This is a genomic window from Vibrio celticus, assembly GCF_024347335.1.
GTDB lineage: Bacteria > Pseudomonadota > Gammaproteobacteria > Enterobacterales > Vibrionaceae > Vibrio > Vibrio celticus.
This window is the reverse complement of sequence record NZ_AP025463.1, coordinates 662,845-675,174: the sequence shown is the minus strand read 5'-3', so window position 1 is coordinate 675,174 and position 12,330 is coordinate 662,845. Positions and strand designations below refer to the sequence as shown.

Annotated in this window: 13 protein-coding genes; all 13 read right to left on the bottom strand. The window is 42.1% G+C overall.

Annotated features, from left to right (window positions below; all coding sequences use genetic code 11):
- Positions 1-40 precede the first annotated feature (40 nt).
- Genes OCV19_RS03265 through OCV19_RS03205 form a run of 13 tightly spaced genes read right to left on the bottom strand, consistent with a single transcriptional unit; the run spans position 41 to position 12,302 of the window.
- Positions 41-1,057 carry a tetratricopeptide repeat protein gene (locus OCV19_RS03265; RefSeq protein WP_065676102.1) on the bottom strand — a complete coding sequence of 339 codons (1,017 nt, stop codon included), beginning with the start codon at positions 1,055-1,057 and terminating at the stop codon, positions 41-43.
- Positions 1,054-2,025, bottom strand: a complete 972-nt coding sequence (locus OCV19_RS03260) for a type II secretion system F family protein (protein ID WP_065676103.1) — start codon at positions 2,023-2,025, stop codon at positions 1,054-1,056. The genes OCV19_RS03265 and OCV19_RS03260 overlap by 4 nt, the downstream gene beginning before the upstream one ends.
- A 3-nt stretch (positions 2,026-2,028) precedes the next feature.
- On the bottom strand, positions 2,029-2,994 hold the full coding sequence (locus OCV19_RS03255; RefSeq protein ID WP_065676104.1) for a type II secretion system F family protein: 966 nt from the start codon (positions 2,992-2,994) through the stop codon (positions 2,029-2,031).
- Between the two features lie 10 nt (positions 2,995-3,004).
- Positions 3,005-4,456: a CpaF family protein gene (locus OCV19_RS03250; protein WP_065676105.1), complete on the bottom strand. Its 1,452-nt coding sequence runs from the start codon at positions 4,454-4,456 to the stop codon at positions 3,005-3,007.
- 32 nt (positions 4,457-4,488) lie between these two features.
- A complete protein-coding gene (locus OCV19_RS03245) occupies positions 4,489-5,703 on the bottom strand; it encodes an AAA family ATPase (RefSeq protein ID WP_017076273.1) in 1,215 nt (404 codons plus the stop codon).
- 1 nt (position 5,704) lies between these two features.
- Positions 5,705-6,205, bottom strand: a complete 501-nt coding sequence (locus tag OCV19_RS03240) for a TadE family protein (RefSeq protein WP_017076274.1) — start codon at positions 6,203-6,205, stop codon at positions 5,705-5,707.
- Positions 6,205-6,633 carry a TadE/TadG family type IV pilus assembly protein gene (locus OCV19_RS03235; protein WP_065110856.1) on the bottom strand — a complete coding sequence of 143 codons (429 nt, stop codon included), beginning with the start codon at positions 6,631-6,633 and terminating at the stop codon, positions 6,205-6,207. Before OCV19_RS03235 ends, OCV19_RS03240 begins: the two co-directional genes overlap by 1 nt.
- Positions 6,634-6,635: 2 nt before the next feature.
- The gene (locus OCV19_RS03230) at positions 6,636-7,901 is read right to left on the bottom strand and encodes a Tad domain-containing protein (RefSeq protein ID WP_065676106.1); all 1,266 of its coding nucleotides are present in this window, start codon (positions 7,899-7,901) and stop codon (positions 6,636-6,638) included.
- 14 nt (positions 7,902-7,915) lie between these two features.
- Positions 7,916-8,185, bottom strand: coding sequence for a hypothetical protein (locus OCV19_RS03225; RefSeq protein WP_029225220.1), 270 nt, complete (start codon positions 8,183-8,185; stop codon positions 7,916-7,918).
- A complete protein-coding gene (locus OCV19_RS03220) occupies positions 8,175-9,632 on the bottom strand; it encodes a type II and III secretion system protein family protein (RefSeq protein ID WP_017076278.1) in 1,458 nt (485 codons plus the stop codon). Before OCV19_RS03220 ends, OCV19_RS03225 begins: the two co-directional genes overlap by 11 nt.
- 8 nt (positions 9,633-9,640) lie before the next feature.
- The gene (gene cpaB / locus OCV19_RS03215) at positions 9,641-10,390 is read right to left on the bottom strand and encodes a Flp pilus assembly protein CpaB (protein WP_017110456.1); all 750 of its coding nucleotides are present in this window, start codon (positions 10,388-10,390) and stop codon (positions 9,641-9,643) included.
- Positions 10,383-11,732: a P-loop NTPase family protein gene (locus OCV19_RS03210; RefSeq protein WP_065110853.1), complete on the bottom strand. Its 1,350-nt coding sequence runs from the start codon at positions 11,730-11,732 to the stop codon at positions 10,383-10,385. The genes cpaB and OCV19_RS03210 overlap by 8 nt, the downstream gene beginning before the upstream one ends.
- A 39-nt stretch (positions 11,733-11,771) precedes the next feature.
- Complete coding sequence (locus OCV19_RS03205; protein WP_065110852.1) at positions 11,772-12,302, bottom strand: A24 family peptidase; 531 nt, start codon at positions 12,300-12,302, stop codon at positions 11,772-11,774.
- Positions 12,303-12,330: the final 28 nt, after the last annotated feature.

Below are 12,330 nucleotides of genomic sequence, written 5' to 3'. Positions count from 1 at the left end.
ACTATTTACCATAAGGAGAGTAACTTTTCATAGAACAACACTATATTGGTGTGCTCTCCTTCATTTCTCTCACCTCGGCTAAGGCTCGATTTAGGTTTTCATTGGCGATTTTGTAATACGAAGGTTTTTTGTCGATGGCTTGTTGCAAGTAAGGAATCGCTTCATCAGGTCGGCCTTGAATAATTAAAAAGTAACCGACATTATTCAGAGCTTCCGGCGCATCCATATGACGCATAAACACATTTATGGCTTTTTTCACATCACCTGATGCCAAATAAATAAGTGCAAGGTTGTTTTGAGCCTTCTCATTGTTAGGTTCGATCTCTAAAGCAGAACGCGTGTATTGGTACGCTTCTTTGTAGTTGCCGTACATGTAATGGGAGTAACCCATGTTCAGTAAAGCCTTCACTGAAGTCTTATCGATAGTGAGCGACTTTTTAAAATATTCTTGGGCTATCTGATGTTTACCATCTACATCTTCCAAGACTCCGATTCCCATGTAAGCCAAAGCAGGAGACATACTATCAACCTTCAAACCTGCCACTTCACTTTGACTTAACGCTTGGTAGTTTTTAATCGTGCTACTACTTTTTAAGCGAACTTGGTCTGCATTGATCGCTTTAAAGAAGTAGCTTCGACCTTCGTCTGTACGGCGCTGCTTAGTATATAAAACACCTAACTGCTCTAATACTTCAGTATGCGCAGGGTTAAAATCTAATGCCGCCAAATACGCTTTTTCAGCGAGTGCGTAATTACCTCTCGATGAGTGAATTCGACCGATCGTAAATAGCGTTTTATCGTGAAACTCTTGTTCAGGAAAAGACAGAGATCGGATGTACTCATAGAGAGCTAAATCGATGTTGTTATCTCTAAGAGCGACATCACCACGCATGATTGCTTCTTTTTCACTGACCGGTGGATCGTCACTGGTTAGGGTGTCAATTGGCTTACCCGAATACAATTCGGCATCAAACTGATTAGTTGGCTCATCAGAAGAGGCGCACCCGAGAATCAATAGCGGTAGTAAAAGTAAAACCATTCTGTTCATTCGCATCATAAACCTACTCCTGGCGCACTTAATGCGTCCATAACAATCATCATCCCTGGTCCAAGGGCAACAATAAAAAAACATGGCCAAATAAATAACAACATTGGGAACAACATCTTGGTGGGTATTTTTGCTGCGATTTCTTCCGCTGCTTGTTGGCGTTTATCTCGAAAATCTTCGGTATAGTCACGTAAGGTCTGAGCTAAACTCCCCCCCATTCTTGAAGCATGTGAGAGCAAAGAAACAAGGCCATCCAATTCATGTAACCCCGTTCTTTCTACAAGTTGACTCAAAGCATCTGGCATCGTGACACCTGCTTGTATTTTGGCAAACACCGTATCAAGTTCATCAGCCAATTCGGGTTGGGAAATGTATAACTCGTTAGCGACACGCCCTAGCGCAGCATTAAAACCTAGGCCTGATTCCGTACAAACCACTAAAAGGTCTAAAGCATCAGGAACCCCATTCCTGATTTTTCTCTGTCTCTCTTTTTGCATTTTACTCAATACAAAATTGGGGAAGAACGTCCCGACAAAAACACACGTCACAATCAATAAATTGTTGTAGCTGCCACCTATAGCCAAGTAAAACACCATAAATGCACAGACAAAACCAATTAATGCTGATAGTACCTTGAAGGCATAAAACACTGAAAGTGCGCTCTTTTCATGGTATCCAGCATGCATTAATTTTTCTGAATACGTTTCGTTATCTTTTTTATTCCCTCGTCCAATGAATGGCGTCAGCGACTCCAAAGTATTGGTAAAGTCATAAGGTTTGCGAGTGCCAGTGTGATTCCCTCCAGAAATTTGTTTTAACTTTTTGTCCAACGGAGAGCGAGTGCCAACAAAAAGAAAACCTAAAGTAAGAGTAAGCAGCATCGTAGTCAGAAGAATCATCCCGTAAAGTAGGGTTTGGCTACTGATACCGAACTCAGATAGTGTTTGTTTCCATACTTCTAAATCAAAGAATTCCATAATCTATATCTCGATATTTATTATTTTTCTTATCCACAACGCCCCAATCGCCAACAAAATCACGCCGACACTGACCATAGAAATCCCTCTAGGGTCACTGTACAAAGGCTCAATATATTCAGGGTTTACGAATTTAAGACCGAAAAACAGGGCGAAAGGAGAAAGCGTCAGTATCCAAGCAGAAAGTCGACTCTCAGCGGATAGGGTTTTGATTTTTCTTTCTAGCTTAAAGCGAGCTCTTAATACTTCAGATACTTTTTGCAGATTCTCAGAGAGATTACCCCCCGTTTCTTTCTGCAACATGACCGCACTTGAGAAAGCCAGCATCGATACCGTCGGTACTCTTTCTGTCATTTGTAAAATAGCGAGCCTTAAATCGTAACCATAGTTCAGTAAGTTATAGGTATTCTTAAACTCAACCCCGATAGGCTCTGGCATCTCTTCGCCCACCTCATTAAAAGACTGAACCAATGGCTGGCCCGCCTGTAGAGCTCGACGAATAATATCTAAGGCCTCTGGCAACTGTTCTTCAAACCGTGCCATTCTGTAAGTCACTCTGTTTTGTACAAATAGATAAGCAACAACCCAAACAAAGACGAAAGCGGCAACGCAAATGAACCACACTTGATTGAATACCAAAGCAATCAAAGCCAACAAGGTTCCGCACAAAAATACGATTAATAAGAAGCGGCTTAATGTGAGTTTGAGACCAGCTAACTCAAGCATACGTTTTAGATCGGCAAAGAAAGGAATAACGATCAACTTTCGATCGAGTGGCGATAACTCTTTGTTGTAATGTTCTTTTAAGAGAGACAAGCTCTCTTCATCAATATTTCTTTGCGTCTCTTTTAAGCGACGAGATAACTCTTTGTGCTTGGCTTTTTTTCCGGCAGCTGGCAATAACAAGGCTTGCGAAATAAACAACACTGCGACAAACAATAGGGCCAACGATACAGTTACGTTATCCATAATCGGCTCCTCAACTATGTGATTCGGTAAAGAGCTCAAACGGCAAGTCAAGACCACGCTTAACCAACTGGTCGTGAGACTGAGGAACCACACCGGTTGCAGTGTAATAACCTAAGATATTGCCATTCTCGTCTATACCTTGACGCTGAAAGTGGAATATCTCAGACATAGTGATAACCTCTCCTTCCATCCCGTTGATCTCTTGGATACTCACCATCCGACGCTTACCGTCTTCTTGTCTCTCCATTTGAACCACCAAATGAATAGCAGAAGCAATCTGTGCTCTGAGGTTTTTCGTCGAAATATTCCAACCCGCCATCGAGAACATATTCTCAACACGGCTTAGTGCATCACGAGGTGTATTCGCGTGAATTGTAGCAAGTGAACCATCATGACCCGTGTTCATCGCCGCTAACATATCAACAGCTTCGCTACCACGCACCTCCCCGACAACAATACGGTCAGGTCGCATACGCAAGGTGTTTTTTACCAGCTCTCGCTGACTGATCTCACCTTTACCCTCAAGGTTCGCTGGGCGTGTTTCTAAACGAATCACGTGTGGTTGCTGCAGCTGTAACTCTGCGGAGTCTTCTATGGTAATAATCCGTTTATCTCTAGGAATAAACCCAGAAAAAATATTCAGCGTCGTCGTTTTCCCTGAACCAGTACCACCAGAAATAAGGATATTAAGTTCACCTTTTACAGCGGCTTCAATGAACTTTGCCATTTGTGGGGAGGCTGACTTATATTCCAGCAAATTATCCATGGTTAGGCTGTCTACAGAAAAACGTCGAATAGAAACGGAAGGACCATCTAAGGCCAAAGGGGGAATAATGGCATTCACTCGTGAACCATCAACTAATCGAGCATCCACCATCGGAGACGCTTCATCAATCCGGCGTCCAACCTGACTGACAATACGATCAATAATGTTTCTTAAGTGGCGATCATCTAAAAACGTATACGGTGTTTTTTCTAATTTACCTCGGCGTTCGACATAAACACTTTTAGGTCCATTGACCAAAATATCTGAGACCGTTTTATCGGCTAACAATGGTTCGAGCGGGCCAAGACCAAAGACTTCGTCTTCAATTTGCTTGATAACTCGTTTACGACCTTCAGCACTTAATGCGTGGCTTTGGTCATCCGCCATTAACTGAACGATCGCTTCATGAAGGTCTACTTTGGCACGCTCTTTATCCAAACTAGAAAGTAGACCTAAATCTAATGTTTCAAGTAGCTGTTTATGAAAGTAGTGTTTAATCGACAATTCTTGCTCTAAGACTTTTTTCGCCTCATTCACCGACTTCTCTTGCTCTTCACTCGCCTCTAAACTCTTAGCTTCATGAGATACGTTAGCTACTTTCTGAATAAGGGGCGATACAACGCCGTCTTCCTCTTGGGAAAACTGTTCTACTTTCTTTTCAAACTCCGGATTAATATTTTTTCGTTTAAAGAACATAACGATCCCTCATATATGCTGTAACAAACGTGTTATGAAAATATTTTTTTAAGCCAACCTTTCTCTTCTTGTTCTGGAGGAGAAAGGATATGGGACAAATCAATAATCGACCGTGTAATCGAGCTCTTTTTCTTCGATTCAACCAACGGCAAACCTAAATTGGCGCTCTCAAGAGCCACCTTAAAATCATTAGGCATTAAATGGATGTCATGCTTTCCAACGGTTTGTTCTATGTCTGTTAGCTTGATGGTTTGTCGCTTTTCATAACGATTCACAATGATCTCAATTGAGTCCTGCTGCAATCCGTACTCAAACTTGAGCGTTCGAATTAATCGATTACTATTTTTAACCGAAACCAAGGTTTGTTGAGCAACAAGTAACACCTTAGTCGCAGGAGAGATAGCCGATGCGAAGATATGATCCAACCCTCGAGAAAAATCGATAATAATATAGCGATAGAAGCGACGTAATACGGGCAGTAACTTCCCGATTTTCTGAGCATGTTCATAATCATCTGCGTTATTTTCATGCTTGAAACTTAAAACGTGTAACCCTGATGTGTGCTTATTCACCAAGCTACTCAAAGACATCTCATCCAAATCATTTGAGCTATCGATGGCATCAGAAATACTGTAGGTCGGCGTGATATTCAAATACTCAGGAATAACACCAAACTGGAGGTCAATATCGAGCAACAGCACCTCATTCGGGTGGTAACTTGCTATTTCTACGGCTGTATTGAGCGCTAAGGTTGTCGCCCCCATACCACCTTTAGTGTTGATAAATAAGAACACTTCTCCGTAGCTCGAGTTTTCAATTTTCTCTGCCGCTGTTTTCTTTAGTAAGGGGAGAAGACCAGAGATAGATATATCGTGAGACAAAAAATCCGAAGCACCGAGTCTTAGCGCTATTTTTAGTGAACCATTGTCACTTTCATCACCAAACACAACCAAAGATAAATCATGCTCTTCTAACTGCAGATTGTAGCTTTGCAAATCCACCATTTTCTGAGCCCAGCCACCGCTTGCTTCAACAAAGATTAGATCAGGGGCATCAATATTTTTCACATACTCTTCAGTCATACCTAACAAAGAAAAAGACTCAATATGCACGTTTCGACAACGTTTCAACTGCTGCCTCATATGAGCATGAAAATTCTCATTGTTATAAATCAGCCATACATTCAAGTTAGTTTTAAGGCGAATCGCATCGTCTTCATTAGGTAAAATATCAATTGCTTCGCCCATGCTACTCACCCTGTATTTGTTTCGGACATCTTGTCCTAGTATTTGAATTCGCTCTTATCACACCTAAGTTCTCAGACGGTAAAATCGTCTCAAATGCAGGTGCAGCCAAAAAACCATTCGTTCCTAAAAAGCTTAGGTTACTGATCAGTTGAATGCCATAACCTGTCGCTCTTGCTCGTACAAACTTAATCGCACTCAGATTTGCTTCCAGATCAGAAGTAATCTCAGCGCCTGCAGCATCCAAATACGCAACCTCCAAATTACTATCACTAAAGCCTAATATGGGTATATCTTCTACAACAACCCCTGCAATATTATCGCGATCCAACACGTAACAAACGGTGGCTAACCTTGCTGCTTTTCTTGTCGCTTCGTTCACTATTTGCAGTGAAAAGACATAAGCCCCCAAGGCGACAATCAAAAAAATCAGCAAGAATATCAACCAAGAAACAATCGTAAACTCAATGATGGCTAAACCGTTTTGTTTCTTGATTAACTTCATCAGAAAACCCTCATCACGGACGAGACGCTTAAAGGAACCGATAAACTTTCCGATGAAAATGGGATAGATAAAAAGTGCGGAACATAGTTGTAATTAACCGTCACTCGCACGTAACTATCGCCAGAAGGAGGGGTAATTGTCACATCAGAAGTGACAAGGCTCGAGAGTATTGCAGTACCGACTGTATTCTTCCCATAAACCACTATGTTTTGAATTTCTGCAGTAGGCGCTACTGTTCCACCTTGTGTTCCATAAACCTCAGTAACCGCATAACGGGCCCCATTTTGAACAGATTTTGAGATGATGTTGTAGTGGATTAAAATGTTTCCCAGCTCAAGAACCAACACCAAGAAAAACAGTAACACCGGTGTCGCAATCATCATTTCAATCGCAGCAAAACCTTGCTGTTTTTTGAATTTACTATTCATAACTACGACCCCTCTCCATCAGGATCCTTATACAACACAATCGTATATGGACCTTCAGTGGATGACTCTGAGCCACTAGAGCCACCAGCGACACTGCAAGAGTGTATAAATTCACCAAACACAGCAGGCGTGCCAGAATTGTTTGTTGGCGCTTTTTGCAATAAGAAGAAACACCCTATTTTCTCTACAGTAAAACTGGTTACTCCACCACTTTTCCCTGAACAGTCGACCATAGGAATTGGGAGGATACGTCGCCATGCAGTACCACCGGAAACGCAACCAGAACCGTTATTTGCAATACATGCGTTTGTAGCGGCCTCATATTGCGCATAGGTATAAGAACCATCAAAGTCTATATCGCCTGTTTTGCTGTCTATCGTAATTTTAGAACTAGGTTCTGTTGTTACGTAATCGGAAGGATAATCTGAACTCGCCAATCCTCCACCGTAATCACCAAAACGAGTGTTCAGCCCTTGACCTGTAGGGCCAACCGTTCCTCCGGGCTTAGTTGTGACATCATCGCCAATCGCAACTGAGTAATCATAGTATCCAGCCAAAGCTTCTCTAACTGTGCTCCCACCAGATCCAAAGTCCAGCAAGTGGTAGTTACCATTCCCCATCTGAGACAGCTTTTTGTCTCCGACTTTAAGCGCCTGAACACTACCGACTTCATAACCAAATACGTTGGTAATTTCCGCGCCAGTAGTATCGTGATAGCCATCTTCATTTACATCATTATCTGAGGTTCCATCACCAATACACACTCCAATCGGTACAATGTTGTTTACGACTTGTTGACCAGAACTTGGTCCTGCAACAGCGGTTGCAGATACACTTTTGGCCAAACCAAACATCTGAATAAAGAATTCATCCATATCCAATGAACTGACATTGACTCGCACATAAACATCATCGTCAGCACCGAACGTTGCCACTCCAATAAAATCTTGCGGATTATTCGAGTACTCTACGGTTACTACAGCAGTCGAAAAATCAAATTCATGATTGCCAGAAGATCCCGCCATCGCATTTAATGTTGATGTAACTTCTGTTGATACCGCAGTTTGATCTTTGCTGTTATCTAAAATCGTCGCTGCTGCTAAAGCCGCAGAGTCAACAGCATTTTGCAGGCGAGTTTTATTCACTAACATATGATTTATATCCACCGCTAAGGCAGATACAGCTAGGAAAACTAACAGCGCAATGGTCACAAATATGACCACCAATCCGCCCTGTTTTTTAGGCATTCTTGATACTTGATACAACATAAAGTACCTCCAAACTAATTAAAGCTCTTTAAAACCTGGCTGCTACTTCCGGAGAGTTCTTCATCACCTTTACCCACATACTTATCGTACCCAGCTTGCATTCGCTCTCCGGTACCATCAGGTAAAACCTGTAAGTTCTCTTGAGTCGCATTAGGGTTGTACGTTTGTTCTGCTTGCAGCTTAGCAACCGACTGACCCAAAGGTGCGTCATTCGCGCAACCCGCTAATAGAATGACGAGAAAGACCATCATTGTTCTAATCATATCTATCTCCTTATAAATCATGACCAAATGAACCTTCACTGCCACCATCAGTTGGCGCGATTCCTTTGTCTGAATTTGTATTGCTGCTGTCTTCAGAATCAGAAGGCTCAGCAATGTAAGCACTTCTACCTAATAAGTAATATTCCAGATCATTAGGATCTACAAAGGCATCAGTTGGTAGCGTGATTTTACTTCTATCCACCGGTTTGGCGAGTCTAGGGGTGACAAGAATGACCAACTCGGTTTCACCCGATATGTATTCCTGACTATTGAAAAGCTGACCTAAAATCGGCACATCACCAATACCCGGCATTTTGTTACTGACATCTCGTACATTCTCACTCAACAACCCTGCAATACCGATAGTTTGGCCATCAGCAAGCTCAAGCGTAGAAGATGCACTTCGACGTGTGATTGGTGGGATAAAATAAGTCGCATTCGTCGAACCAGGATCGATAGTCAATGAACTGCTGTTAGCTATCTCACTCACATCAACCGCTAGGTTAAGATTGATTTTTTTATCGCTGAGTACGGTAGGTATGAATTTCAACCCAACACCGTATTCCTTGTACTCAATGGTAATTCCATCATCGTCGGGAACAGGAATAGGAAATTCACCACCCGCTAGGAACTCAGCTTTTGAGCCACTCAATGCGGTTAAGTTTGGCTCAGCTAATACCTTAGCCACACCGTTTTGCTTCGCGACATCAAGAGCAAAAGTAAACAAGGTATTACTATCGATGAAAGAACCTAAAATCCCGTAATCGGTAGAGGTTGGGATATCGAAAATTGGCGTTGCGCCCAATACACCTGCAGGGACTGATGAAGCGCCCCACGAAAAGTTAGAACCACTGGTTTGGAAGAAATGGAAGTTAGCATCGAACTTTCTCACTAAGCTTCTCTGAACCTCGGCGACCGTTACTTCAAGCATAACTTGTTGTGCGCCACCAATAGACATCAAGTTGATCACACCCGTTGCGGCTGCTTGCTCACTACCACTTTCTTTAGCATCATCCGCTGCTTGTCCTGCCGCATAAGTTTCGGCAATTCGCATCGCTACATTCATTTTTTGTTGATTACTGATTTGCCCACTTAACAGCAAACGGTTTTGCGCACTATGAACCTCAATCGTCTCATCAGGAAGAAACTCGTATAGCTTTGACTTTAAGCTATTAAGATCATGAGTAACCTCTATGTTAATAGACTCAATCAACTGACCTCGCGAATCCCAAGCCATCAAGTTTGTCGCCCCTAATTTTTTACCAATTAAGAACAACTCATTAGATTTCAAAATCACAATGTCTAAGACTTCAGGATCACCAAGAGAAACCTTCGCCGCTTTTCCCGACAGCACCACATGCGTAGATTTGTGATGTGGAACCGTGACCGTTTTTCCCGTCTGCAGTGCAGCAACACTGGCTGCCGAAAAACAAATCAGGCTAAAAACACACGCTAATAATATTTTCATATCTCACCTCAATCCTTGACGCGCACACTAGATGTTTCTGTACCTTTGATAATGGTGACACTTGGTCTAGGCACATATCGACGAACCACTTTTTTCTCTACTTCATGTGGATTTCTCAAGGTCAGCTGAATACTACCTTTGCTTTTAGCCGTGAGAAGCTTCTCCGCCTCTTTTGGCGTCATCTCAAGTGTTACCGCACGAACGATAATCGGACTGTTTTCTTTCGTTTTAGCCGTTTGGTCGACGGCTAAAACCTTAATGTCTTTTAAGACCGTTTGAGTCGCTGCAGAATTTTTTCCGTAAGAAACGGTATTGAGAATATCAACCTTATTCCCCGGTAATAAGAAACCGGCCACACCAATAACATCATCAACACGTATCGTTACCGCACGTTTATTTTCAGGGATGAGAGCAGCAAGTGTTGACCCCTCTCCTGGCACAGTAAAACGTAACTTGTGAAGCACCTCTCCGGAATAAATAGTATTGGCGACTACTTTTCCGATAAGCTCCGCTTTATCCGAATAGTTGTTTTCATTGATCCAATCAACTTCCATCAACTTCGTTGTTAAATATTGCTCTTCAATTATGGTTCCAGCTTCAATTTCTTGAGATGCCACTACAACCGGATGACGCTCAACTTGCTCGACTTCAATCGTCGGTTGAACTTGATTGTCCATCCATTGTTTAGCGAAAAATACAGCGGCTAAACCGAATACTACGGACAGTAAAAACAGTAGGAAAACTTGACTCTTATTCATTATTCTCTTCCTCGTGTCCATCAGAGGTAAAATAGACTTTCCATGCCATGGCTAGAATGTCGAATGTGATAACGGGTGGGAGTTGCTCAAACGAAAGAATGTCTTTGCTAATACCAACAAGGTCTTTCGGTAAACAAGGGAAAAGCGGTACTTTGTGCAGCGTATGCATTTGAGACAAACGCTCAAAGAAACCATCTTGCAGCTCTATCTCTTTATCAACAGTTACGCTCACCCACAGAGCTTCATAATCTTGCTGATTCAGAGGCTTGAATTCTATTTTGTAGCCCAAGCGACGTAGAAAGGCAGGGTCACTGATCTTTTCAGGATTCAAATTGGTAGAAAATGCGAGCGTTAAAACGAATGGCATGGTGATTTGTTGCCCATTCGGTAATGACAGGTGATCAAAGAAATATTCCATTGGTACGATCCAGCGGTTGAGCAAAGCATCCACCGGCATGGGTTGGCGCCCCAGATCATCAATAACAAAGATGCCGTTATTAGCCATCATTTGTAAAGGTGCTAACCAAACGCGATTGTGCTCGGAGTGATTTACCTCAAGCATATCCATGGTGAGCTCTCCACCCACTTGGATATTAGGACGTTCACAATTGAGCCATCGCTTATCGTATTGATCTCGGAGTGAAACAGTTTGCTCACTGCCATTACGATCTAAAGGGGTATGATGTTGCGCTGAAAAAACCTTAATGACATTCCCTAGCGCATAAACGGCATAGGGGATAAAAACTGAAGTATGAAGCGCATTTACGATACGAGACGCAACAAAAGTCTTACCTGTACCAGCGTGCCCATACAACAACAGCGCCCTACCCGAGTTTATTGCCGGCCCTAACACGGAGATCATTTTTTGTACGCCGTAAACATCACTCAATGCAGCTTCCACATCAGGGCGAGTAACAAGCTCTGCCCTTAAATCTTGTTGCTCTACAATTTCAGTATATTGTTTGAGAGAAACAGGAACTGGACCTAAATAAGCATCTCGTTTGAACGCAAGGTCGGCCTCTTCTAAGCCTTTTTCTGACAAGGAATAACGGACATGACTATGAGAAGACGATTCCAAAGACAAAGTAGAAGTAGGTTGGAATACTTCGATAAGGGATTTATTTCTGAGTACCGCAAGTCCGTTTTCAACAATATGTGTCACTACACACAAATAGTTAGAAAGTTCCAGCACATCAGATTTAGGGTAAGCGGATAAGTGCTTGAGCAACAAGTTTTCAACAACAACCTCAGGAACACCAAGCATTTCAATGGAAGTCGGAACCATAGGAGCTGATATTTGAGGCTTTAAATTACTCGGGGAAGGTATCCCTCTCATATCCATATGTCCTCTCCAACACATCGATTAGTGATTTAGTTTGATCTATGTAAAATAGCTATACATCGCTAAACCTATAACAACGGAAGGTGCGAAAGGCATCGTCACCTTATTAGAATACCGAGAATGTGCCGTAGACGAGTTTCTTGTATTTGTTGAAACCCCACTAACTAACATTAGTTTTTCTTCAAAATAACTTCTAACGGTTAGAGACTCGCTGTTGGCACGGTTATAAAGTAAATAAAACGTAGCTATTATCCCTGCGGCAATGAGAATATAATAAGAAGTATCGAGTAAGCTTCCCCATCCGACATATAAACCTATCACACCCAAAAACTTCACATCACCCGCAGACATTGCTCGTAAGAAATATAAAAAAAGTCCTGAAACGAAAAAAGCTGCTGACCCGGCCAAAGAAATGGCAAGCGAACCCCAAGTAGAGCCACTATTAATTGATAAAATAAAGTACAACAATATAAATAAAATCAGAACTTTATTCGGTATTCGATTTTCTTTTACATCGAACACTGATACGACAATTAGTAGCATCCAAAATACTAGAGATTCACTTATCATTCATTTATATACCTGACACAATTATTAA